This window comes from Pseudonocardia sp. Ae331_Ps2 (genome assembly GCF_001932405.1).
Classification (GTDB): domain Bacteria; phylum Actinomycetota; class Actinomycetes; order Mycobacteriales; family Pseudonocardiaceae; genus Pseudonocardia.
Map to the genome: position 1 here is coordinate 884,622 of NZ_MCIM01000001.1, position 23,956 is coordinate 908,577.

Annotated in this window: 16 protein-coding genes; 2 read left to right on the top strand and 14 right to left on the bottom strand. The window is 74.6% G+C overall.

Features of this window, described 5'->3' with window-relative positions; translation table 11 throughout:
• From Ae331Ps2_RS33820 to eccD, 7 genes are all read right to left on the bottom strand, one after another.
• A complete protein-coding gene (locus Ae331Ps2_RS33820; protein WP_075310577.1) occupies nt 1–2,877 on the bottom strand; it encodes a hypothetical protein in 2,877 nt (958 codons plus the stop codon).
• The gene (locus Ae331Ps2_RS04155; RefSeq protein WP_075310575.1) at nt 2,870–3,193 is read right to left on the bottom strand and encodes a hypothetical protein; all 324 of its coding nucleotides are present in this window, start codon (nt 3,191–3,193) and stop codon (nt 2,870–2,872) included. The genes Ae331Ps2_RS33820 and Ae331Ps2_RS04155 overlap by 8 nt, the downstream gene beginning before the upstream one ends.
• Before the next feature lie 51 nt (nt 3,194–3,244).
• A complete protein-coding gene (locus tag Ae331Ps2_RS04160; RefSeq protein WP_075329688.1) occupies nt 3,245–3,838 on the bottom strand; it encodes a hypothetical protein in 594 nt (197 codons plus the stop codon).
• Between the two features lie 69 nt (nt 3,839–3,907).
• Nucleotides 3,908–4,201, bottom strand: coding sequence for a WXG100 family type VII secretion target (locus tag Ae331Ps2_RS04165; protein ID WP_075310571.1), 294 nt, complete (start codon nt 4,199–4,201; stop codon nt 3,908–3,910).
• 45 nt (nt 4,202–4,246) lie between these two features.
• Nucleotides 4,247–4,552, bottom strand: a complete 306-nt coding sequence (locus Ae331Ps2_RS04170; RefSeq protein ID WP_075310569.1) for a hypothetical protein — start codon at nt 4,550–4,552, stop codon at nt 4,247–4,249.
• 179 nt (nt 4,553–4,731) lie between these two features.
• On the bottom strand, nt 4,732–6,132 hold the full coding sequence (gene eccB, locus Ae331Ps2_RS04175; protein ID WP_075310567.1) for a type VII secretion protein EccB: 1,401 nt from the start codon (nt 6,130–6,132) through the stop codon (nt 4,732–4,734).
• 4 nt (nt 6,133–6,136) lie between these two features.
• Nucleotides 6,137–7,537, bottom strand: a complete 1,401-nt coding sequence (eccD, locus tag Ae331Ps2_RS04180) for a type VII secretion integral membrane protein EccD (protein WP_075310565.1) — start codon at nt 7,535–7,537, stop codon at nt 6,137–6,139.
• 137 nt (nt 7,538–7,674) lie between these two features.
• Between eccD and eccCa the strand changes: the two genes are divergently transcribed.
• Nucleotides 7,675–11,649, top strand: coding sequence for a type VII secretion protein EccCa (gene eccCa, locus Ae331Ps2_RS04185; protein ID WP_075310563.1), 3,975 nt, complete (start codon nt 7,675–7,677; stop codon nt 11,647–11,649).
• Nucleotides 11,650–11,691: 42 nt separating this feature from the next.
• On the opposite strand, the gene Ae331Ps2_RS04190 is transcribed toward eccCa, so the two are convergent.
• Genes Ae331Ps2_RS04190 through Ae331Ps2_RS04200 form a run of 3 tightly spaced genes read right to left on the bottom strand, consistent with a single transcriptional unit; the run spans nt 11,692 to nt 14,659 of the window.
• Nucleotides 11,692–12,360 (bottom strand): GntR family transcriptional regulator, encoded by a 669-nt coding sequence (locus tag Ae331Ps2_RS04190; protein ID WP_020624679.1) that lies wholly within the window; start codon nt 12,358–12,360, stop codon nt 11,692–11,694.
• Nucleotides 12,361–12,386: 26 nt separating this feature from the next.
• Nucleotides 12,387–13,157: an aspartate/glutamate racemase family protein gene (locus Ae331Ps2_RS04195; protein ID WP_075310561.1), complete on the bottom strand. Its 771-nt coding sequence runs from the start codon at nt 13,155–13,157 to the stop codon at nt 12,387–12,389.
• Nucleotides 13,157–14,659, bottom strand: coding sequence for a dicarboxylate/amino acid:cation symporter (locus Ae331Ps2_RS04200; protein WP_083695219.1), 1,503 nt, complete (start codon nt 14,657–14,659; stop codon nt 13,157–13,159). The genes Ae331Ps2_RS04195 and Ae331Ps2_RS04200 overlap by 1 nt, the downstream gene beginning before the upstream one ends.
• 116 nt (nt 14,660–14,775) lie before the next feature.
• Here Ae331Ps2_RS04200 and Ae331Ps2_RS04205 point away from each other — a divergent pair, with 116 nt between their 5' ends.
• Nucleotides 14,776–16,209, top strand: a complete 1,434-nt coding sequence (locus Ae331Ps2_RS04205) for an aspartate ammonia-lyase (RefSeq protein ID WP_198932337.1) — start codon at nt 14,776–14,778, stop codon at nt 16,207–16,209.
• Between the two features lie 83 nt (nt 16,210–16,292).
• Here Ae331Ps2_RS04205 and mycP read toward each other — a convergent pair whose 3' ends face one another.
• From mycP to Ae331Ps2_RS30235, 4 genes are all read right to left on the bottom strand, one after another.
• Nucleotides 16,293–17,567, bottom strand: a complete 1,275-nt coding sequence (mycP, locus tag Ae331Ps2_RS04210; protein WP_075310557.1) for a type VII secretion-associated serine protease mycosin — start codon at nt 17,565–17,567, stop codon at nt 16,293–16,295.
• 32 nt (nt 17,568–17,599) lie between these two features.
• Nucleotides 17,600–20,008 carry a hypothetical protein gene (locus Ae331Ps2_RS04215; protein ID WP_139318944.1) on the bottom strand — a complete coding sequence of 803 codons (2,409 nt, stop codon included), beginning with the start codon at nt 20,006–20,008 and terminating at the stop codon, nt 17,600–17,602.
• Nucleotides 20,009–20,161: 153 nt separating this feature from the next.
• A complete protein-coding gene (locus Ae331Ps2_RS30225; protein WP_083696169.1) occupies nt 20,162–21,016 on the bottom strand; it encodes a MinD/ParA family protein in 855 nt (284 codons plus the stop codon).
• An 844-nt stretch (nt 21,017–21,860) separates the two neighbouring features.
• Nucleotides 21,861–23,867 carry a hypothetical protein gene (locus Ae331Ps2_RS30235; RefSeq protein ID WP_139318943.1) on the bottom strand — a complete coding sequence of 669 codons (2,007 nt, stop codon included), beginning with the start codon at nt 23,865–23,867 and terminating at the stop codon, nt 21,861–21,863.
• Nucleotides 23,868–23,956: the final 89 nt, after the last annotated feature.

Below are 23,956 nucleotides of genomic sequence, written 5' to 3' on the forward strand. Positions count from 1 at the left end.
TCAGGTCCGTCCGATCACACCGGGCGCGAGGTGGTCGGTGTCCTCGTCCCAGATCCCGCCCTCGGCCTGCAGCCAGGTGTGCGGCTCGCGCTCGCGCTCCTGTCCCATGCCCTGCGGCGACATCCCGGCGCCACCCATGGGCATGCCACCCATCGGCATGCCGCCACCCATCGGACCGGCGGCACCGCCGTTGGCGGCGGGCAGGACCTGCCCGTTCGGGATCCCACCGGGTGGGGTGCTGAAGCCACGTTCGGACGCGACGTCGGTGTCGAACTGTGCGTGGCTCGGGTCGAGGGAACCCGGGCCGCCACCTGCACCACCGCCGAGACCACCCCCGGCACCACCGGCGCCGTCGCCCGAGCCGCCGCCCGCGCCACCGCCGGTACCGTCCTCGCCCATCAGCTCCGACGCCGACGGCAGATCCGGCGGCGTCACCGAGCTGCCACTGCCGGAGCCGCCTCCCGGGCCACTCCCGGCACCGTCGCCGGAACCGTCGCCCGCACCACCGCCGCTGCCGTCCTCGCCCATCAGCTCCGACGCCGACGGCAGATCCGGCGGCGTCACCGAGCTGCCACTGCCGGAGCCGCCGCCCTCGCTCGCCGTGCTGCCCCCGGCGTCGCCGCCGAGGCCGGTCTTGTCGGCCGCGTCCTGACCGAGCGCCTCGAACGCCTTGTCCATCGCGTCCGAGGTCCGGCCGTGCGGATCGTCGCCCAGGGCGTCGGTCGCCGTGTCCTTCAGCTCGTCCAGGACGGCCTGGCGGTGCGGGTCGCCGGTGGGGTTGCCCAGGTCGTCGATCGCCTTCTCGACGGCCGCCCGCCGCTCCTCCGGCGTGGCGTCCGCTCCCAGCTCGGCGAGTGCCTTGTTGGCCGCCCCGTGTGCCTGGTCGAGCAGGCCGCGGTCGCCGGGGTTCAGCGCCGTGTCGCCCTCGCGGCCCATGTCGTCGATGGCCTTGTTCGCGGCCTCCTTGGCCTGGTCGAGTGCCTCGTTGCGGGCCGGGTCGTCGGTACGCAGCTCGTCGATCGCCTTCTGGGCGGCCGACTTCGCGTCCTCCATCGCCTGGTCGCGCGTGGGATCGCTGCTCGCCCCGCCGGAACCGCTCCCCGTGTCGGAGCCGCTCCCCGTGTCAGAACCGCTCCCCGTGTCCGAGCCGCTCCCGTCGCCGGAGCCGCCCTCGGACACCGGATTCTGCAGATCGTCGATGGCCTCGTTCGCGGCCTTCTTCGCGTCCTCCAGGGCCTGGTCGCGCTTGGCTGCCTCCGCCCCGGACCCGCTGCCGCCGCCCGACGACGGTGACTTCGCCCCGCCGCCCGTCCCCGATCCGGGCGTGCCACCACCCGATCCCGGCAGGCCACCGCCCGATCCCGGCAGGCCACCGCCGGACGAACCGTCGCCGGGGCCACCGGCGCCGCCCGCCAGGTCGTCGATCGCACGGTTCGCGGCGTTCTTCGCGTCCTCGAGAGCCGAGTCCCGGGTCGGGTCGGAGCCCCCGCCGCGGAGGTCGTCGATCGCCTCTCCGGCTGCCTTCTTCGCCTGGTCGAGCGCGGCCTGACGCTGCGGGTCCGTGCCACCGCCGCCGGTCCCGCCGCCGGTCCCGCCCCCGGTGCCGTCCGCGGCGCCGCCGCCCGGCGACTCGGTGGACAGATCCGGGATCTCGGGGGCCGGGACGCCTCCGCCGGAGCCGCCCTTCTCCCCGGAGCCGGAACCGGGGCCCCCACCGGTACCACTGCCCGGTCCCCCGCCGGTGGCGCCACCACCGGCCAGATCGTCGATCGCCTTGCCGGCCGCGTTCTTGGCGTCGTTCAGGGCCTTGTCGCGGGCGGAGTCGCCGCCTCCGCTCCCACCGCCGGAGCCCGTGCCACCGCCCGTGCCCCCGCCGGTACCGGAGCCCTCACCAGAGCCAGAGCCAGAGCCGTCGCCGAGGTCGTCGCCCAAGCCACCGGTGCCCTCGCCGCCGGACTCCAGTTTCTCGACCCGCTCCTCCAGCTCGTCGACGCGTTCCTCCAGCTCCTCGACGGCCGGAGACTTCTCCCCGTCCGTGCCGCCGTCCTTGCCCTCGTCGTCCTCGTCCTTGTACTTGTCGTCGTGCCTGTCCCTTTCGACCTCATCGTCGTCCTTGTCCTTGTCCTTGTCCTTGTCGCCGTCCTTCTTGTCGTCGTCCTTGTCGAGCTTGGCGACGGCCGACTTCGACCCCTGCGCCTTCTCGCCACGCACGATGTCCAGCGAAGCCATGTCCTTGGCCGCCGTCGAGTAGTCGTCCGCCAGCCCGCCCAGCTGCTTCTGGAGCTCCTTGACGAGCTTGTCCTCGTACTCGTTCTCGATGCGGCGGACCACGTTCTTGTACGTCTGCACGACATCGGCGATCAGGGACGTGTCCCCCACCGCCGCGGCGAGCGTCACGGCCGAGATGGCCTTCGCCCGCACCTTGTCCTGGGCCGCGCGACGGTCCTTCCAACTCTGCTGGACCGTCTCCCACCACTTGTCGCGGAACGCGGCGATGTCGGTGCCGATGCCGCGGACGGTGTCGGCGTACTTCTTGTCCGCCAGGACCGCGGCGAAGGCCTTGCTCTCCTTCAGCACGCCGTTCGCGTAGTCCTGGAAGGCCGATCCGGCCTGCCCCTCCAGCGCCTCGTCGACCTGCTTGACCAGCTTCGCGACGTCGTCGTTGATCGACTGGAGACGCTCGGTGGCGGTCTGGAACTGGTCGCCGAACTTCTTCCACGCCGCCGGGGCGGGCGACTGACCCTCCTGGGGCGCGATGCCCTCGACCTGGAACTGCAACGTCGTCCAGGTCTTGAAGTCCGCGGCGTCGAACGCCGGCGGGGGTGCGGTGTCCTGTCCGGCGAGGCCGAACGCGTCCGGGTCGTCGGCGTCAGGCATCGACGACCTCGTCACCGGGCAGGTCGGTCACCCGCGTACCGGAGACGACGTCGGTCTCGACCAGGTTGCGGGCGGTGTCGGCGAGGGCGCCGCCGAACTCCCCGAGCTCGGTGCGGAGAGCGGTGACGTGGTCGAGCAGCTCCCGGGTGCGCGCATCGGTCACCGCGTCGAGCTGCTGCGCCGCCGCGAACGGCCCCGAGGGCGACCAGTCCGCGCCGAGCCGGTCCCGGGAGGCCGAGCTCGGGGGCAGCAGAGCACCGACCGCGTCGGCAGATGCGGTGACGGCGCCGACGTCGACGCGTGTCTGATCGACCATGGTCCTGGGTGTCCTCTCGGGAATGCGGTGACAGCGCGGCGGAGACCGGGATCAGGAGCCGGGTTTGTCCTTCTTGTACTCGTCCAGGAACTCCTCATCAGTGGTGTCCTGGTCGGTGTCCTCGGTCTGGCTCGGGGCGTTGAGCACCTCGTCCTTCGGGACGCTGCCCACGCCCTCCTCGCCCTTGGGCACACCGGTGATGATCTGGCCCTGGGTGTCGTCGTAGCCGTCGCCGTCGGAGGTGTTGCTCGCCTCCGACTCGTCGCCGGTGGTGAAGTTGTGCTGCTCGTGCTCGATCTCGTTGGCGCGGTCGACGATCTGCTTGTCCGCGTCGGCGCGAAGCTGGTCGATGCGCTTGCCGACCGCGGCGGCGCTGTCGGAGTCGACCTCCGTGAGCAGCTTCGACACGTCCTTCAGCGAGGGCTCCATCGCGTCCAGGATCGTCTTCAGCCGCTTCGCGTAGTCGATCACGGCGTTGCGCCGGTCGTCGACCCGCCGCTCGACGTACTGGGCCACGGAGAACTTGCCCGCGTCCGGCCAGTGCGGGTCGAGATCGGTGAACGCCTTCATGTCGTCCATCAGCTTGCCGAGCTTGCCCGCGGCATCCTCGATGGCCGTCCGGTCGACCTTCGTGTCCTCAGCCATCTCTGCTCCGTTCCTCGCAGCGGAGACCGGCCGGTGTCACCCCGGTCCGGGGTGACACCGGCCGAGTCGTCAGAACCTGCCCGCGCCCGCACGGTCCTGGAGCTGCACGTCCTCGGCGCCCTGCTGGACCATCCGGTGGAGCTCGTTCAGGTGCTCGATCTTGGCCTGCAGCTGCCGCGAGAGCTCCACGGCCTTGCCGTCGTAGGCGGAGGCCGACTGACCGGTGTAGTCGTCCGGGGCCCCGACGAGCTGGTTCACCTCGCGCTTGAGCGACTCGGTCTCCTCCAGCATCGACCCAGCGGTCCGCTTCATCTCGGACACCGCCTCGCTGATGTTCTCGTACTCGTACTTGATGTGGTCCACGACGGATCTCCTTCGACGGTGACGACGAACGGTGACGTGCTCAGATCAGTTGGTGCCCTGCGGAATGCCCTGGGCGCCGGCCTCGTCCTGAGCGATGTTCTCGCGGGCGGTCTCCCGCATACCGGTGGCGAGATGCTGCAGCTCCTGCTGGTTGCGCTGGGCGAAGGTCACCAGGTCGTCCCACGCCTGGTTCGTCGCCACACCGAGCGCGCTGTTCTTGGTACCGAGCAGACCCTCAACGGTGCCGGCCGAGCGACTGACGAGACTCATGAGCGTCGAGCCGGTCTGCTCGTGCCGGGCCGCGACCTGCTCGATGACTGCCGCATTGGCCTTCGTGTTCTGCTGGGCCATTTCCGTCCTCCGGATTCCCGGCCCACCGCATCGGGGCGTGGGCGATGGTCCTTACACATGTCGATGGTCGGACGTTCTCCGATGCTGCAGATGCTGGTGGCCCCGCGTGAACACTCCGTTATCACCACCCCGGACGGGTGGATATCAGGGGATATCCCCCGCGGGTCGCTCGCGCAGGGTCATCGCCCTGCCCGGGACTGCGGTGACCTGGTCTGCAGCGCCGGTTCCCGGTCGAGCACCGGACCGGTGGGGAGCAGCTCCAGCAGCTGCTCGGGCACCGCGACCGCGCTGCTGCCCTGCATGCCCAGCGCGGACAGGGCGTCGTCGTCGTCGACCGGGAACCGCACCCCGATGTCGGTGACGAGGAACGCCGCTCCGGGCGCGGCCCCGGGCGCGGACGCCACCCGCGCGAGCACTCCGGACGCGGCGGGGATCCCGATCCGGTCGGCCTGCACCCCCGGCGTGTGCGTCCCGGCCGGGACGGTGGCCGCCGCGACCGCGGTGGCCGGCAGGGTCCCGATCCGCACCGGGGCGGCTGCGTCGGCGACGTCGACCCGGACACAGGGGACGTCCTCCTGGTGGGTCACCACCAACCGGGGCGGCACCGGGGGCAGGTCATGACCGAGCTCCACACCGGCCGCCCGTGGCACCGTCGCGATGTCCGCGGGGCCCACCCGGACCGTGCTCCCGCCGCTCGACATCGCCAGTGCGGCCATCGTCCGGGTGAGCGGGACGACGCCGTCGGCGCGCACCAGGTAGAGATCGTCCGAGGCGAGCGCGGGGTTGCTGACCTGGTACACCTGCCCGACCCGGCTGGGCCGCCCGGCGATGGTGGGCCCCGGGGCGCCGGGGGTGCTCACCGCCGGCGCGACGAGGTCCGGACCGGCCGGCACCGCCGACAGCCAGCCGGGTTGCACCGGTGCCGGGGCGACGTCGTCGTAGCCCAGCGCGGCGGCCACACGGGGTCCACCGATCCGGTGCCGACGGCCCTGCCAGACCAGGCTCTCCTGGCCGTCGGGGGTGGCGACGAGCAGTCCCTCGTCGTCCGCCGGCTCGGGACCGGCGGGGGCGCCGAGCAGCAGCGACAGGGTGGGCGGCCCGACGCTGCCCGCGGTGGGCGGGCTCGCACACACCGTCCAGGGGGCCCGGTTCAGCGAGGTGGCGCTGGGGAGGGAGTCCGGCGCGTCCGGGATGCCGATCGGTGCCCCCACCGGGGTGCCGGCCAGCGACGCGGCCGACACCGACGTCGGCGCCGCGGCCGAGCCGCTCGCCAGCCGGGCCGAGGCGAGGTTGAGCACCGGGTGCAGCGTCCCGTTCAGGTACACGAACCGGGCCCCGGAGGTCTTCTCGGTGACGAGCGCGCCCGCCGTGCGCCACGAGGTGTTCCCACCCGGCTGGAACAACCCGTACACGCCGAACCCCGCGCAGAGGACCGCCGCGATCAGCACGCCGATGGCGAGCCCGGTGCTGAGCCGGCGCCCCGGCGGACGGACGACGTCCGGCCGGCCGTGGGTGACCGCGGAGGTCATCCGCCCGACGACGTAGAAGTAGGCCTGGACCTGGTCCCGACGCGACTGCACCTGCTCAGCCCGCCAGTCCGCGCATCCAGGCGAACACGCCCAGCACCTGCAACAGCAGCGGCAGCACCGCGACCGCCGTGAGCGACTCGACGATCTCGACGGCCCGTCCCCAGTACGGCCGCAGCCGCTGGCCGGGCAGCCGCTCGGCCGCCACGGCGAGCATCGCGCCCGCCGCGAGCACCGGCAGCCACAGCCCCAGCACCCGGGCGGTCGGCGACAGCACCGGGGCGACCCCGACCGCGCACGCCACGAGCGCGGTGAGCACCGGCGCGAGCGCCGCCCACCGGGCCACCACCGAGTCCAGGTGCCGGGCACGCAGCGCCATCAGCGCCGCCACGACGAGCACGAACACCACCGCCCAGACGGTGCCCTCGACGAGCACCACGGGCAGCAGCACGAGCTGTGCCGCCCCGAGCCCGACGTGCAGGGCCGCGGTGTACCCGACCGTCGCCGTCCCCCGCTCCACGACGAGCGCGTAGGGCACCGGCTCGACGTCGTCGGAGAGCTGCTCGGGCTCCCCCGGCAGCAGCGGGAGCTGCAGGCCGGACAGCCGGAAGGCCATGGAGGGAACGAAGACCCCGGCCACCAGCGACAGCACCACCGCGATCGCCGCGGCCCTCGGCGCCGACACCCCGCCCAGCGCTCCGGCCAGGCCGGCGGCGGCCGTGACCAGGCCCGCCGTCGCGGCCCCGACGAACAGCAGCGCGCCGTCGGCGACCAGCGCGGTCCCGACGGCGAGTGCCATCAGGCCCAGGGCCGCGGCGCAGGCGACCACCGTCATCACCGGGGCGGCCGGCTCGATGAGCCGGATCAGCAGCGCACCACCGGTGGTGGCGTAGCAGACGGCGACACCGGCCAGCCCGGCCGCGGGCACCGTCCCGGCGCCGCTGCGCGCGACCAGCCCCGCCGCTCCCAGAAGGACCACCGCCGTGGCCCCGGCCAGCGCGAGCGCCAGCGCCGGCACGGTGACCTGGAGGACCAGCGGGACACCGGTCAGCAGCGCGAGCGCCGCCAGGAGTCGCAGCATGGCCCGGGTCCGGCCGTCGGTCCACGACCAGGGATGGTTGCGGACCTGCTCCCCCACACCGTCCACGACGTCGTCGTAGTCGATCGGGGCCAGCCCGTCGGCCCGTGGCCGGACGTGCACCACCTCGCCGTCGCGCAGGCCCAGCTCGCCGGTCGTGCGTTCCTCGTCGAACGGAGGGTCGCCCAGCCGTTGCAGCACCCAGCCCTCGTGCTCGGCACCCTGCTCGATCACGTCCCCGCCGAAGTGCGGCAGCACCGCCGGCAGCAGGTCGGCGAGCGGCACCTCGGCCGGCACGGTGATGTCCGCGGACTTCTCACCGAGGACGAAACGTAGCCGGGCCGAGCTGCGTGTGCGATGCTGGATCTGCTCTTGCGTCACGGTTCCTCGGGTCCTCTCCTGCCAGGGTGTCGACCACCGCGAACCGCCCGGAACGCTAGGTCCGCCCCCGCGTACGCACGCGGCGCCGCGGCCCCGCCCGGGCTTTCCAGGGGAGATCACCCACGAAGGGGAAGCGCGTGAGCACCGAACTGTTCGCCCGCCGGGCGCGCCGTCAGAAGCCCCCGGTGCCCGACGAGACCGTCGAGATCCAGGAGCCGCCCGCGGTCCCCGAGGAGACGGGCGGCGGCATGAGCTCGGCACTCATGTACGCGCCGATGGGCCTCGGATCGCTGGCCATGGTCATGATGTTCGTCCGGCCCGGCGGCGGACCGCTGATCTACGTCGGCGGCGGTCTGATGGTGCTCTCCGCCATGGGCATGATGCTGGTCGGGCTGCTGCGCAACTCCGTCAACCACAAGCAGAAGCTGCACGGGCTGCGCCGCGACTACGTCCGCTATCTCACCCAGCTGCGCGGTCGTGTCCGCCGCTCGCTGGCCGCCCAGCAGACGGCCGCGAAGTGGCTGCACCCGGATCCGCGCTCGCTCTGGTCGATCGCCCTGGGCTACCGGTTGTGGGAACGCCGTCCCTCGCACGACGACTTCGGCGAGATCCGGATCGGGCTGGGGACCCGGCGGTCGTCGCTGGCGCTCACGCCGCCGGAGACCAAGCCCGTGGAGGACCTGGAACCGCTGTCGGCACATGCGCTCCGCCGCTTCCTGCGCGCCTACTCGACCGTCCCCAACGCCCCGATCGCGGTCTACGTCCGCGGGTTCGCCCAGATCCAGATGAGCGGCGACGACGAGGCGGTCCTCGGGCTGGCCCGCGCCATGCTGGCCCAGCTGGTCACCGCGCACGGCCCCGCCGACCTGCGGGTCGCGGTGGCCTGCAGCGACGAGAACCGGCACCGCTGGGACTGGTGCAAGTGGCTGCCGCACGGCCAGGACCCCGACTCCCCCGACGCCGCAGGCGCGCGGCGGATCGTGACCGACAGCCTGGCCGAGGCGGAGGACCTGCTCGGTGGCCCGGCGTTCGCCGGACGCCCGCGGTTCGAGGCGGGCTCCCCGGTCACCGCGACCGAGCCGCTGGTCGTGCTGGTCCTCGACGGGGTCGGCGTGCACCCGGAGCACCGCTGTGTGCTGGAGGGCTACCGCAACACGGTGATCCTGGACGTCGGCGGGTCGCTGCCGTGGACCCAGCGGGCCGACGCGCTGTTCCTGGAGGTCGACCCGGACGAGGTCCGCACCGTGGTCTTCGACCGGCTGGGCCGCCCGCGACCGCGACCGCTCTGCCGCCCGGACAGGCTGGGGCCGGCCGCGGCCGCGGCGCTGGCACGCACCGTGGCCCGCTTCCGGATCGGGACCGCGACCGGGACGGCCGAGGAGCCGCTGGCCTCGGACTACGACCTAGCCGCGCTGCTCGGGCTCGGCGACGTACGGACCTTCGACCCGGTCCGCTACCGCAGCGGCCGGGCCGGCGCCCAGCGACGGCTGCGGGTGCCGATCGGCATCTCCGCCGCCGGTGCGCCGCTCGAGCTGGACCTCAAGGAGTCCGCCGAGGACGGCATGGGCCCGCACGGCATGTGCATCGGCGCGACCGGGTCGGGCAAGTCCGAGCTGCTGCGGACGCTGGTGCTCGCGCTGGCGACGACGCACACCTCCGAGGACCTCAACTTCGTGCTCGTCGACTTCAAGGGTGGTGCCGCGTTCCTCGGGTTCGACTCGCTGCCCCACACCTCCGCGGTCATCACGAACCTGGAGGACGAGCTGGAGCTCGTCGACCGGATGCAGGACGCGCTGACCGGTGAGCTGAACCGACGCCAGGAGCACCTGCGCCGGTTCGAGCACGCCTCGCGTCGGGACTACGAGGCCGCCCGCGCCGCCGGGGCGCCGCTGGAACCGATGCCCGCCCTGCTCGTCGTCGTCGACGAGTTCAGCGAGATGCTGGCCTCCAAGCCGGAGTTCGTCGACGTGTTCGCCATGATCGGCCGGTTGGGCCGCAGCCTCGGGGTGCACCTGCTGCTCGCCAGCCAGCGCCTCGACGAGGGCAGGATCTCCAAGGTCGAGACCCACCTGTCCTACCGGATCGGGCTGCGCACCTTCTCCGCCGGGGACAGCCGCAGCATCATCGGCGTCCCGGACGCCTACGAGCTGCCCTCCGCCCCGGGCAACGGCTACCTCCGTCCGGACACCCAGACCCTGCTGCGGTTCAAGGGCGCCTACTCCTCGGCCACCTACCGCCCGGCCCGGCGGCGCCGGCGCCGCGACGACGTCGAGCAGCAGGTGGTGGCGTTCGGGACCGAGTACCTCCCGCCACCCGTCCTCCCGGAGGCCGAGGAGCCGGAGCCCGAGGAGCCGACCGAGACCCGCACGATGATCGACGTGCTGCTGGGGCGGCTGACCGGGATCGGGCCGCGGGCCCACCAGGTGTGGCTGCCGCCGCTCGTCGTCCCGGCCGCGCTGGACCAGCTGCTCCCCCCGTTGGTCGACGACCCGGAGCTGGGGCTGCGTGCCGTCGGCGCCCTGGACTCGGGCACCCTGCGCGCCCCGGTCGGGCTGATCGACCTGCCGGCCCAGCAGCGACGCGAGCTGCTGACCGCCGACCTGTCCGGGGCCGGCGGCAACGTCGGCGTCGTCGGCGGGCCGCAGACCGGCAAGTCCACCCTGCTGCGCACGGTCATCGCGTCGCTGGCGCTGACCCACTCCGCCGCGCAGGTGCAGTTCTACTGCCTCGACTTCGGCGGCACGCTGTCGTCGCTGTCCGGGCTGCCGCACGTGGGCTCGGTGGCGAACCGGCTCGACCGGGACCGGGTGACCCGCACGGTGCTGGAGGTGACCAACCTGCTGGCGAGGCGGGAGGCCCTGTTCGCCGAACACAACATCGACTCCATGGCGACCTACCGGCGCGCCCGCCGCGACGGCCGCTTCCTCGACGTCGACCCCTACGGCGACGTGATGCTCGTCGTCGACGGCTGGTACACGGTCCGGCAGGACTACGAGGAGCTGGAGGAACGGTTCCAGGAGCTGGCCGCGCGCGGACTCGGCTTCGGCATCCACCTGATCATCGCCTCCAACCGCTGGGCGGAGATGCGCCCCTGGCTGCGCGACGTCCTCGGCACCCGCTTCGAGCTGCGGCTCGGTGACCCGGTGGACTCGGAGGTGGGGAGCCGGGTGGCGGCGACCGTGCCGGAGGGGCGACCCGGCCGCGGTCTCACCCGGGACAAGCTGCACTTCCTGGCCGCGCTGCCGCGCATCGACGGTTCCGGCGCCACCGACGACCTGTCCGAGGCGACCGTCGAGCTCACCGAGGCCCTGACCACGCCACGGGCACCGGTCGCCCCTCCGGTACGGCTGCTGCCCGGGCGGCTCTCGCCCGCGGACCTGCCCGCGCCGACGGCGGCGAGCGCGACCGCGGAGATGCGGATGGCGCTGGGTGTCGAGGAGACCCGGCTCGGTGTGCAGTGGTGGGATCTCGACGCCAGCCCGCACCTGCTGGTGTACGGCGACACCGAGACCGGCAAGACGGGTCTGCTGCGCCACGTCGCGCACAGCGTCGCCGCCCACCACACCCCCGACGAGGTCCGGATCGTGTTCGGCGACGTGCGCCGCGAGCTCTACGACGCGGTCGGCCAGGAGTACCAGCAGGACTACTCCGTCGGCGTCGACGCACTGACGACGGCACTGCGGACGGTCGGGGAGACGCTGCGCGCCCGGGTTCCCGGACCGGACATCACCCCGGACCGGCTGCCGCGCCGGGACTGGTGGACCGGCCCGCGCTACTACGTGCTCGTCGACGACTTCGAGCTGATGGAGGGCGGGATGGGCGCCGGCGCGCTCGAACCGCTGGTGCCGCTGCTCGCCCAGGGCGCCGACATCGGCCTGCACCTGGTGATCGCCCGCAGCACCGGTGGCGCCTCGCGGTCGATGATGAACGCCGGGATCCGGCGGATGTGGGAGCTCGGCACCCCCGCGCTGCTGCTGTCCTGCCCGCGCGAGGAGGGTCGCTTCCTCGGGACGGTGCGGCCGCGCACGCTGCCGCCAGGGCGCGGCCAGTTCGTCGACCGCAGGCGGTCGGTGCGCCTGGTGCAGACACCCCGCACCGACGACGGCGGGTGACCGGCGCGGTGCCGGCGCGGCGGGTACCGCGCCGGCACCGGGTCAGCCGAGCTGGTTGGTCGCGAACAGCTCCGTGATGTGCCCGCCGAGCCGCTCCCAGTGCTGCCCCGACGAGGCCGCGGCGGCCGCGCCGTCGCCGGTGGCGCAGAGGTCCACGAACGCGTCGTGGTGCTCGATCGTGTTGCGACCGCCCAGCAGCGTGGAGAACTTGCGGTAGAGGATCCGGTGGATCTGCGGGTGCAGCTGCTCGACGATCCGGGTCAGCGTCGGGTTGTCGGCGACGCGCAGCGGCACGCCGTGGAAGCGGTCGTCGGCCTCCAGGGCGGCGTCGGTGTCGTCGGAGACCACCGCACGCTCGAAGTCGCGGTTGGCCGCGCGCATCTCCTCCAGGTCGGCCGCGGTCATCCGGGGCACCGCGGTGCCGACGGCGAGGGTGTCCAGCGCCCGCAGCACCGCCAGCGCGCGCTCGGCATCGGTCCGGTCCAGCGGGGTGATCCGGGTGTAGACACCGGGCTTGGCCTCGACCAGCCCGGTGTCCGCCAACCGGTTGAGCGCCTCCCGCACCGGGGTCCGGCTCAGGCCGAACCGCTCCGCGAGCTCGGTGTCACGGACCTTCTCCCCCGGCAGCAGCTCGAACCGGACGATGGCGTCGCGCAGACGCGCGAACACCTCGTCACTGAGCAGGCGGCGCGGGACGGGAGCGATCTGCATGCAGCACACGATATATCAACGACACGTTAAATCGGTGCGGTCAACGCGACCATCGCCCGGGCCAGGATCCGTGCCGGGTCCAGCAGCGGCACCGTGACATCGGTCGTGGCCAGGCACAACGGGATCTCCGTGCACCCGGCCACGACCGCCTCCGCACCGGCCCGGGCGAGCCGGTCGGCGACCGCGGCCAGGACCGCGGTCTCGGTCGCACCGCGACGACCGGCCTTGATCGACAGGATCGCTGTCATCACGGCCTGCTGGTCGCGGGCGTCGGGCACGATCACCTCGACCCCCCTGCGGTGCAACCAGTCCTGGTAGAGCCCGGTGCCGACGGTCCCGTCGGTCGCGAGCAGGCCCGCGCACCGGACCGGCGGCGCCGCGCCGGCGAGGTGTCGGGCGACCTCGTCGATCATGTGCACGACCGGGACGTCGACGTAGCGCAGCAGCTCCGGAACGAACGCGTGGGCGGTGCTGCAGGGGATGGCGATGTGCGTCGCCCCGGCCTCCTGCAGCTTCTCCGCGCCCGCGCGCAGCCAGGGCAGGGGGTCCGGCCCGCGCCCCTGCAGGCTCTCGGTGCGGTCGGGCACCGTCGGGTCGGACCAGATGACGACCCGGCGGTGCTCCTGGTCCCGGACCGCGGGGGTCGCGTCCACGAGCTTGGCGTAGAAGTCCGCGGTGGCCGCGGGGCCCATGCCGCCCAGGATCCCGATCACCGGGGCATCCGGTGCGACGGGCCCGGTCGGGACCCGCGCCGCGACCGGCCCGGTCGCGTGCGGGGTGCGTTCCGGCGCGATCATCAGCCCTGCGATCCCTGCGTGGCGTCGACCCGCTCGTCCGGGGCGGGCGCCCCGGTACGGTCCGCGGTGACCGGCGCGGTGCGCACCGGACGCCCGTCCCCGGCACCCGCGGCCGCCTCGGTCCCGGCACCGCCGGCGTGGTCGGCGGGGTCGGCAGCAGCAGCGGCGTCGGCGGCAGCGGCCGCGTCGAGGTCGGCGGGCAGCGGCTCACCGCGCCGCCGGGCCCCCCGGATCTCCGACCGGTCGATGACCGCCGCCGCCAGCGAGTTGCCGACGACGTTCACCCCGGTACGGGCCATGTCGACGATGAAGTCGACGCCGAGCAGGAGCGCCACGCCCTCGGGCGGCAGCCCGATCGTCGTGCTCGCGGCGAGCAGCACGACCACCGACGCCGAGGCGACCCCGGCCATGCCCTTGGACAGCACGACGAGCACCCCGACCATCAGCAGCAGGCTGCCCCAGGAGGTGTCGAGACCGAAGGCGTTGGCGATGAACACGAGGGCGACGGCCTGGTAGAGCACCGAGCCGTCGGTGTTGAAGGAGTAGCCCAGGGGGACCACGAACGACGAGGTCGAGCGGCTCACGCCGAACTGCTCGAGACGACCCAGCAGCGGGGCCAGGACCGCCTCCGAGCTGCGGGTGACGAACGCCAGCCCGGCCAGGTCGCCGATCGAGCGCAGCATCGCGACGTAGCGCACGCCGTAGATCGCCGCGATGATCGGGAAGATCACGCCGAGGACGAGGATCAGCCCCAGGTAGACCACTCCGACGAAGCCGAGCAGGCTCACCAGGTTGCCGAAGCCGTAGTGCGCGACGTCGTAGGCGATGAACCCGAGCACGCCCAGCGGGGCGAACGCGATGACGTAGCCGACGACCTTGAACATGGCGCCGGCGAAGGAGTCGAGGACGTCGTTGACCGGGCGGGCCTTCTCCCCGAGCGCGGCCAGGGCGATGCCCACCAGCGTCGCGAACACGATGACGCCGAGCAGGTTGCCCTCCGCGAACGCCTGGAACACGTTCTTCGGGATCGCGTGCAGCAGCAGCTCGTGGAAGTCCACGCCCTGCTGAAGGTCGCCCACCGCGGCCGCGTCGCCACCCGAGGTCGGGGCGCCGACGCCGAGGTCGAACGCCTTCGCCAGGCCGACGGCCAGCAGCAGGATGACCGTGGTGACGATCTCGAAGTAGAGGATCGACTTGCCGGCGATGCGGCCGACCTTCTTGACCGACTCCATCCGGGAGATGCCCAGCACGATCAGCGGGAACACCAGGGGGACGACGACCATCTGGACCGCGTTCAGGAACGCGTCACCGAGGATCTTCAGACCCTCGCCGACCGCGGGGAACGCCCAGCCGACCGCCGCACCGAGGGCGACCGCGATCAGCGACTGGACACCGATCGGGTAGCGCCAGAAACGCCAGTGCACGCGTGCGGCCACGGAGCCGCGGCCGGCTCGTGGCGGCGGTGGCTCCTGGGGCGTCGACGGCGTCGGGGACACGGCCATTGTGACTCCTAGCTGCTGCTCGCGTGCAATATATTGCACTCTGGGCTTTGCACTTCGCGTCCAACATTGAGTAGTCTGGCAGTCGTTGTCAAGAGTGGGGAGCAGCCATGAACGCGATGACGCGTACGGAGGGGGATTCCCTCGGCACGGTCGAGGTGCCCGCGGACCGGTACTGGGGGGTGCACACGGCACGGGCCGTCGCCAACTTCGCGGTGACCGGCGAGACGATCGGGGGTTTCCCGCGGCTGGTGCAGGCACTGGCCGCGGTGAAGGAGGCGGCCGCCCTGGCCAACCGGGACCTCGGGCGGCTGGACGGGCGCCGGGCCGACGCGATCGTCGCGGCCTGCCGGGAGCTGCGCGCGGGCGAGCTGGCCGACCAGTTCCCCCTCGACCCGATCCAGGGTGGCGCGGGGACCTCGACCAACATGAACGCGAACGAGGTCGTCGCGAACAGGGCCCTGGAGCTGCTCGGACACCGACGGGGTGACTACGCGGAGCTGGACCCGCTGACGCACGTCAACCTGGGCCAGTCGACCAACGACGTGTACCCGACGGCGATCCGGCTCGCCATCGGGTCCCACCTGCACGAGCTGATGGCCGCCCTGCAGCACCTGGCGGCCGCGTTCGCGCGCAAGTCCGCGGAGTTCCACGACATCGTCAAGATGGGGCGGACCCAGCTGCAGGACGCGGTCCCGATGACGCTGGGCCAGGAGTTCGGCACCTACACCACCATGCTGGGCGAGGACTGCCTCCGGCTGCGCGAGGCCGCCGAGCTGCTGCTCGAGAGCAACCTCGGTGGCACGGCGATCGGGACCGGGATCAACGGGCACCCGGACTACGCACGGCTGGCCTGCGCGCACCTGCGCGACATCACCGGCAAGGAGGTCGTCCCGGCGGGCGACCCGATCGAGGCCACCCAGGACTGCGGGGCGTTCGTCCAGGTCTCCGGGGTCCTGAAGCGGGTCGCGGTGAAGCTCTCGAAGGTGTGCAACGACCTGCGCCTGACGTCGTCGGGCCCGTCGGTGGGCCTGTCCGAGATCAACCTGCCTCCGGCCCAGGCCGGATCGTCGATCATGCCGGGGAAGGTCAACCCGGTCATTCCCGAGATGGTCAACCAGGTGGCGTTCGAGGTCATCGGCAACGACCTCACCGTCACCATGGCCGCCGAGGGCGGGCAGCTGCAGCTCAACGCCTTCGAGCCGATCATCGTCTACGGGCTGATCCGGTCGGCCTCGCACCTGGAGGCCGCGGCGCGGACGCTGGCGGACCGGTGCGTCGACGGGATCACCGCGAACCGTGAGCACCTGGAGGAGGGGGTGCGCGGGTCGGTCGGGATCGTCACCGCGCTCTCGCCCGCGCTCGGCTACGCGACCAGCGCGGAGATCGCCAAGGAGTCCCTGGCCACCGGCCGTCCGGTCGGCGACATCGCGGTGGCCCGGGGGCTGCTCGACCCCGACGAGGTCGGCGAGCTGCTCTCCCCCGCCGCGCTGACGGGCCTGGCCGCTCCGGCCCGGCCGCTGCCGCGCGACCTGGACGCCGCCCTGCACTGACCGCCGCCGCGGCACGGGCCCCGGTGCGCGGTCGACGACCGCGCACCGGGGCCCCCGTCGTCCCGGGACGACCCGGGACCCGCTCATCCGGCCCGGATGCCGGCGGGCCGCTCCGGCACACCGCCGTCGTCCGCCGGACCGCCCGCGCCACCGTCGGCCGGAGCGGGTCCACGGATCTCGACGCGCCGGGGCGGGGCCCACCGACGACGGCGCGCGGCAGGGCCCAGCCGGACCAGCAGCACGACCACCGCGGCCGTACCGGCGGCGGCGAGCACACTGAGCAGCGCCGTCAGCGGCCCCCACGACGGGGCGACCGGCTCGGGTGCGCGGACCGGTGGAGCCACGACGGCGGCCTCCCGCCCCGTTCCCTCCTCGGGCAGCACGGCCGTGACGGCATCGACCGGGTTCACCGTGCCCCAGCCGAGTGCCGGGTCGGGGAGCGGGACCGCGGGGTGCGTCGCGGTCGTCTCCAACCGGTGTTTGACCTGGTCGGCACGCAGGTCGGGCCGGTAGGCGCGGACGAGGGCCGCGGTGCCCGCCACGAACGGCGCCGCGTAGCTGGTGCCGCTGCCCTGCCAGTGGCCGGGCCCACCCGGTCCGATGCTGACGACGTCGCTGCCGGGGCCGACCAGGGACAGGTACGGGCCGGTCTGGGAGAAGTCGGCGCGCCCGCCCTCGGCGTCGACGGCACCGACCGCGATCACCGTCGGGTACGAGGCCGGGTAGGTGACGGGATCGCCCGTGCGTGCCCCGTTGGCGGCCGAGGCGACCACGACGACGTCGCGGGCGGCGGCGTGGGCCACCGCCGCGGCGAGCCCGGCGTCCGGGATGCTGGTGCTGGCCGACACGTTGATCACGCGGGCGCCCTCGTCCACGGCCCGGCGGATGCCCGCGGCCAGGGACGCGGCGGTCACTCGGCCGGCGTCGCCGTCCGGGCCCGGGACCGTGACCCGGATCGGCAGCAGCGTCGCGTCGGGGGCGATCCCGGCGAACCCGCTGCCCGCGACCGGCTGCGCGGCGATGATGCCGCCGACGAAGGTCCCGTGGCCGTAGCAGTCGTCGTCGGCGGGGCCGTCGGACACGACGTCGGCACCCGGGAGGACGTGTGCGCCCGCGAGCTGCGGGGTCCGGGCGTCGACCCCGGTGTCGACGACGGCGACGACCACTCCGGCACCCCGGGTCACCGGCCACACCCGCTGCGGCGCGAGCTGGCGCTGGGCCCAGGGCAGGGTCGGCTCGGTCACCGTGGGCGGGGGCAGGCAGCCCGGCCGTACCGCCGGGGCGGCGAGGGCCGGTGGCGCGGCGAGGGCCGGTGGGGCGGTCAGCGCCGTGACGAGCACGGCCGCACCGAGCGCCACGGCCCGGCCGACCGCGCGGGACCTCGCCGACCTCACGACGCGGCGGCCGAGTCGCCGGTCGCGCCCGCGTCGACCGTGAGGAGCGGGACGGTGAGGCGTCGGACCAGATCCGGGTCCTCCACCGTCCGCAGCACCATCCGGCGGCGACGCTCCAGGGCCCGCTCCAGTCGGGTCAGCGCCGCCTGGTCGCGCTCGCCGATCCGGGTCTCCTCGGTGCCACCGGTGCCCTCGCCCTCGTCCGCGCCGAGCTCTCGGACGAGAAGGGCGAGGCGCGGGGCCACCGGCCCGCCGTCGACGTCCTGGGGTGCGGGCGCATCCCGCACGCCGATGGTCCGGAACCGCGTACCGGCCGGGAAGACGACCTCGGCGACGGGGCGGCCCGCGACGAGCTCGCTCGTGCGGCGCGCCGTGGTCGGCCAGATGAGGACGTCGTACCCGGCGTCGGGGACGGTCACGTCGAGCTCGCCGGTGGCACTGAGGAAACCCGGTTCGGCGAGCGTCCCGCCCACCACGGTGTGGTCCGACGGCGGTTGCGGCGCCTGCCCCTGGCGCAGCACCGGGCGCCGGTGCGTCGGGAGGCGACGCAGCCCGGAGACCAGGCAGGCCAGCTGCCCCTCCGGCAGGTCGCGGCGGCCGGCGCGGACGCCCTCGTTGACGGCGCCTCCGCCACGGTCGCCGTCGCCGAGGTGCAGGCACACCGCGGCCAGGTCGGTCTTGACACCGGACGCGTCCCCGGTGCGCAGCGACGGCCAGGACGCCAGCGCAGCGTTGACCGTCGCCAGGGCCTCGGTGTACTGGTCCCCGGCGGCGGCGACGAACCGTTCGCGTTCCTTGCCCGTGCTGGGCCGGTCCTCGACGACGAGCGGTGGCAGCTCGGGTGGCCCGGCCCGGTCGGCGGGCCCGGTCGTGGCCGCGGGGGCCGTGTCCCCGGCACCGGGACCGTCGGCGGCGTGGTTCCCGGTGACGGGGCCGGTCGGCCCGACGTCGGCGGCGGGTCCCGTGGGCACGACGTCGTCGGCCGGGGGCGGGGCCGCACCGCCGGTCGCGCCGTCGCCGGCCTCCGACGGCTGCGGTGTGTCACCGAGGGTCGGGTGGCCGCCGGGGGTGGACGGTTCCGCGACGGCCGGGACGGGCATCGGGCGGCCGGCCGACTCGACCCGCAGGTCGGGCACGGTGGTGTCCCAGCTCGCCGGGGCCGGCCGGGGCAGCAGGCCGAGGGAGACGGCGCGGTCGGCGTCCTCCGGGGTGGCCCAGACCCCGCGGAGCCGGACCCGGTGGCGGGCGCGGCGCTCGTCGTCGAGGGAGTCGACGAGCGACCGAGCGGCGGCGAGGAGCTCCGCCCCGACGGGCTCGCCGTCGTGGCCGAGGTGGAGGGTCCAGACCGTCGGGTCGTGGGGATCGGCCGGCGCCGGCCCGGCGTCCCCGGCACCGAGGACCAGGCCCGAGGGGACGACCGTGGCGACGGCGTCGCCACGGACGTAGCCGCAGCCCCGCGCGGTCCACCCGGCGGGTGGGAGGCCGACCGACAGCACCTCCTGCCCCCCGTCGAGGCGTTGGCGCAGCACCGTCGGGAAGGGACGCATCCGGGTCTCCCGCCCGGGTTCGACGGCGAAGGTCTCCACCCCCGACGACGTCCGCAGCGCGACACCGGTACCCGGGGCGAAGTCGGTGCCGAGCGCCTCCCCCAGGGCCGCCGGGAACCCGTCGGTGAGCGCTGCGGGGGTGAGCGGCGCGACCAGGACGGGGCCGTCGGAGGTGATCGTCCGCGCGGCGGCGGCGACCGCCTCCGGCGACGGGACGGCACCGGCGCCGCCGACGAGCAGCTGCACGAAACGTCGGTCGAGAACGGCACGCAGCGCCACGTCGTCGTCCCCGGGGCCCTCCTCCGGCGCGGGGAGGCCGCGGACCGCGAGGCCGGCGGGCACCGGCTCGACGGCCGCGCCCTCGACGACCGTGGGCTCGTCGGGCAGCGCGCCCTCCCAGTCCGGGCGCGGGAAGCGGGTGCCGTGCGCCTGCGGGGCCACCCCCGGTGCGAAACGCACCCATCCCGCGCCGCCGACCGTGGGGCCGGTGAGGATGCCGGACCCGACGGAGAAACGCATGGCCCCCGACGGGGCGACGAGCGCGACACCGGTGGCGTCGACGACCTGTTGCAGCCTGGCACCCAGGGCGGCGATGTCGGTGACCGCGAGCCACAGCTCGCCGTCGGCACCCGCGGGGCCGGACATCACCTCGCGCAGCAGCCCGAGGAGCTCCGCCGCGAGGCCCGACCGGCGGTAGGCCGTCCCGACCAGCATGACGAGCGGCGGCCCCGACGGGCCCAGGCCGGACAGGAACCCGCGCTCCCGGGACGCCTCGGTCCCGTCGGCGATCAGGACGTGCGGCCCGACCAGGGTTGCGACCAGGGGGTCCACGACGGACTCGGCCCGGGCGTCGGTCACCGGTCCCACCTCGCTCTCCTCGGGCACGCGCGCACCGCCCCCGGCGGGACGGACCCGATCCACCGTCGATCATGGCCAGGCCGGTCCCGCGGTGTGCCTCCGTGCGTCGCGCGGCCACCGAACACAGGGGTTTCCCCCGTCGACGGCCGGTGCTCAGCCCTCGAAACCGTCGGTGATCCGGGCGGCGAGCAGGAGGACCGCGTCGACGGTGGCCGGCGCCAGCCGGGCCAGGTCGATCCGGCCACCGTGCGCGAGGTGCTGGTCGAACGGCAGCTCCACGACGGCGCGGACACGCGACTCGAAGTGCCTGCGGACCACGTCCCGGTCGATCTCCCGGCTCCACCGGTCCTGGGAGAGCACGACGACCGCCTGCTCGGCGAGCGCGGAGAACCCGTGCCCGTGGAGCCAGTCCAGGGTCCTCGACGCCCGCGTCGCCCCGTCCACGGTCGGGGTCCCCACGACGACGAGCGCGTCGGCCAGCGTCAGCGTCCCCTCCATCGCCGAGTGCACCAGCCCGGTGCCCGAGTCGGTGACGAGCACGTTGGCGAACCGGCCGATCAGCCCGCAGACCGCCTCGTACTCCTCCCGGCTGAACGACTCCCCCGCCGCCGGATCCTGCTCCGAGGCGATGACCCGCAGGCGTCCGGCCAGGCTGCTGAAGCGGTCGAGATCGTGGACCGACGACGCGTGCGCGGCGCCCGCGAGCAGCTCCCGGACCGTCGCGGAGGTGTCGCCGGTGAGCCGGTCCGCCAGGGTGCCCGCGTCGGGGTTGGCGTCGAGGGCGACGATCCGGTCGCCGCGGTTCTCCGCCAGCACCAGCCCCAGCAACGCCGAGACGGTCGTCTTGCCGACGCCGCCCTTGATCGAGGCGACCGCGATCCTGCGGACCCCGGCCAGCGGTCGACGGATCTGCTGGATGAGGTCCTGCCGGGCGAGCTGCGCCGGGGACGGCCCGGGGTTGTAGCGGCCCGCGGTGACGGCGTAGACGCCGCGACGCCAGCCGTGCATCGGCTGGTCCCCGGCGTAGCGGATCGGGGCGTTCGGCGCGACGGGCCGGACCGGACCGGCGTGCTCGACCGGCAGCGGGACCGGTGCGGGCCTCGTCCCGGCGGGCGGCGCGGGCCGTCGCGGCCGCGGCGGCGTGTCCGGGTGCTGCGGGACCGAGCGCGGCCGCCTCGGGCCGGGCGGCGGTCCGTCCGTCGACGCGGCGGTCGGTCGGGACGACGGATGCGCCCGACCGCGTGGCGGTGTCCGCCGGTCGGCCCCGTCACGGGGCACCGGACCGGTCGCGGAGCCGGTCCCCACCGGTGGGGTGGTGCTCCCGCCGGAGGGGGTGGTGGGGCCGGTGACCACCGGGATCGCCGTCGTCGCGGGGGTCGCGGGGGTCGCGGGGGTCGCGGGGGTCGCGGTCTCCCCGGTCGCACTTCCCGTCCGCTCGGGGGACCTCGGCGGAGCCGCCTGCGGCGTCACCCGCAGGGCACGGGTCTCCGGATCGGCCGCGTCCCCGGCTCCCGCCTGCGGCCCGGGGGACCCGGCCGTCGTCGTGGTGTCCCGGACCGGCGCACCGATGTCGGCAGAGTCGCGGACCGGCGCACCGATGTCGGCGGAATCGCGGCCCGGGGGCGGGAGGAGGTCCGGCGCCGACGACGGGGCAGGGGGTGGCTGGACCGGCGGATCCGTCTCCGGACCGGCCCCGGGAGCCGGGCCGGAGACCTGTCCGGCTCCTCCGGTGGACCCGCTCGGGCGCCCCGCGTCCCAGGTCACCGTCCAGTCGACGGGCACCCACTCGTCGGTGGCATCGCCCGTCGCCGGGTCCTGCGCCGTCCGGTCCTGCACAGTCCGGCCTCCGTCCTCAGCCGACCGACACCTCGGTCGACCTCACCGACGAGGGGTCGACCGGCTCGTCCAGGGACACGGTCACCGAGGAACCGCTGATCGTCTTCGTCGCGGACGTGCCGCCGTCGTCGGTGCTCACGGTGACGTGAGCGGTACGGCCCGAGCAGTGCTCGTCGAATCCGGAGATGCGGACGGCCGTCACCTTGCCCTCGTCGTTCTGCTTCACCGAGACCGACAGCGACGACGCGTCGGTGGAGCACTGCTCCGAGGCCTGCTGCTCCTCGGCCTGCTGCCGCGCGGCACGCTCCTCGGCCGCCTGCCGTTCGGCTGCCCGCTGCTCGGCTGCCCGCTGCTCGGCCGCCTCCTGCGCGGCGGCCCTGCGCTCCGCGGCCTTCCGCTCGGCGGCCTTCCGCTCGGCGGCCTTCTGCTCAGCGGCCTTCTGCTCAGCGGCCTTCTGCTCGGCCGCCTTCTGCTCGGCCGCCTTCTGCTCGGCCGCCTTCTGCTCGGCCGCCTTCTGCTCGGCCGCCTTCTGCTCGGCTGCCTCTCGCTCGGCGGCCTGCTGCTGGGCGGCCTGCTGCTGGGCGGCCTGCTGCTGGGCGGCCTGCTGCTGGGCCAGCATGAACTCGACCGCCTGCTGCTCGATAGCGCGGTCGGTCCCCTCCCCGGCACGCGGGAGGGCGACCCCGGCCGGGCCGGCCGCGTCCTGGGTGGCCACCTCCGCGGCGGTCCGGGTCGGCGTCGCGTCGTCCGCGGCGGAGCCGGTGGGGGTCCGGGCGGACGCGCCGTCGACACCGGGCGCGCGCTCCGACCGACCGGCGACGGCGGCCCCGCGGGACGGCGCCTGCGCGACCAGCTCGGACAACCGCCCGCGCTCGGTCGCCCCGGCCGACATCCGCGCGATCCACTGGTCGGCGAGCAAGAGCGCCTCCCGCTCCGAGACCTCCTCGGGTGCGGCGGCCACCGGAGCGGACTGCGGCGTGCCCTCCGCGGCGGGTGTCCCCTCCTCCGGCGCGGGATCGCTCGACGACGGTGCGGGCTGCGCGAGAACGGGCTGTTCCGGAGCGGATTGCGCCGGTGCGGGCTGTGCCGGTGCAGGCTGTGCCGGTGCAGGCTGTGACGGTGCGGGCTGCTCGGGAGCGGGCTGTGCCGGGTCGGACTGGACCGGTGCGGCCTGCTGTGTGCCCTCGGCCACGGGCTCCTCCGTCTGCTGCGGCGAGCCGCTCTCCGCCGGGGCAGCGGGCTCGGGCAGCACGCCCAACGCGGTGAGGGCCTCGGCGACCTCCGCCTGCCGGGCGGAACCGGTCGGCACGTCCGCGGCCCCCTCGGACGTCGCGGAACCGGACGCCTCGGACGGCCGCTCAGCGGCGACGAGGGACGTGACGGGGGTGGCGGCGGAGTCCACGGACTCCACGGGCCGGTCGAGCGTCGTCGCGACGGCCCCGCCCACGGTGTCGGTGGCGTCTCCGGCGGACGCGGCCACGGTGTCGGTGGCCTCTCCGGCCGACTCGGCCACCGGCGTCACGACCTCGCGCACGGGTGCTGCCGGCGCTGGCAGCGAGACCGGAGCCGACGCCACGGGGACCGGCAGCGCGACGGGCGCGGCGGCCACCGGTGCGGACGCCACGACCGGGCCGAGCACGGACGGCGCCGACGGCACCGCGGGCAGCAGCGTCTCGGGGGCCACGACCTCCGGCTCGTCGACACCGACGCCGTCGAGCGAGGGCAGCTTCGGCTCCGCCGCGGCCGACGGGGTCGGAGCGGGCTCCGGCGCGGACTCCGGAGCGGCATCGCGCGACGCCCGGATCTCCGCGTCGTCCGGCTGCAGCGCCTCGTTCCGCTGTCCCGCTGCCCAGGCGGCCCACTCCTCGGTGGAGTCGCCGGTCTCCCCGGCCGGTGCACCGGCGACGGCCGCCCCGAACACCCCGACGGCGGTGAGCGCGGTCAGTCCCACGACCAGTGACTGCCGAGGGGCCGCAGTGCGGCGCTGGGGCCGCGTGGGGTCGTCGCGTCGGGGAGCCGACATCGGTGCACCTTCCGTCCGGTCGTCGTGCCGGCCGGGTTCTCCGGCCCGCAGCTGACCACGACCATCGCGCGCGACCGGCCCGGAGGTAC

Excerpts from the sequence above, each read along its gene's own strand:
- Ae331Ps2_RS04200 (WP_083695219.1), bottom strand. The coding sequence starts at position 14,659 with ATGGCCGTGTCCCCGACGCCGTCGACGCCCCAGGAGCCACCGCCGCCA.
- Ae331Ps2_RS04205 (WP_198932337.1), top strand. The coding sequence starts at position 14,776 with ATGACGCGTACGGAGGGGGATTCCCTCGGCACGGTCGAGGTGCCCGCG.
- Ae331Ps2_RS04155 (WP_075310575.1), bottom strand. The coding sequence starts at position 3,193 with ATGGTCGATCAGACACGCGTCGACGTCGGCGCCGTCACCGCATCTGCC.
- Ae331Ps2_RS04195 (WP_075310561.1), bottom strand. The coding sequence starts at position 13,157 with ATGATCGCGCCGGAACGCACCCCGCACGCGACCGGGCCGGTCGCGGCG.
- Ae331Ps2_RS30225 (WP_083696169.1), bottom strand. The coding sequence starts at position 21,016 with ATGCACGGCTGGCGTCGCGGCGTCTACGCCGTCACCGCGGGCCGCTAC.
- Ae331Ps2_RS33820 (WP_075310577.1), bottom strand. The coding sequence starts at position 2,877 with ATGCCTGACGCCGACGACCCGGACGCGTTCGGCCTCGCCGGACAGGAC.
- Ae331Ps2_RS04160 (WP_075329688.1), bottom strand. The coding sequence starts at position 3,838 with ATGGCTGAGGACACGAAGGTCGACCGGACGGCCATCGAGGATGCCGCG.
- Ae331Ps2_RS04170 (WP_075310569.1), bottom strand. The coding sequence starts at position 4,552 with ATGGCCCAGCAGAACACGAAGGCCAATGCGGCAGTCATCGAGCAGGTC.
- Ae331Ps2_RS30235 (WP_139318943.1), bottom strand. The coding sequence starts at position 23,867 with ATGTCGGCTCCCCGACGCGACGACCCCACGCGGCCCCAGCGCCGCACT.
- Ae331Ps2_RS04190 (WP_020624679.1), bottom strand. The coding sequence starts at position 12,360 with ATGCAGATCGCTCCCGTCCCGCGCCGCCTGCTCAGTGACGAGGTGTTC.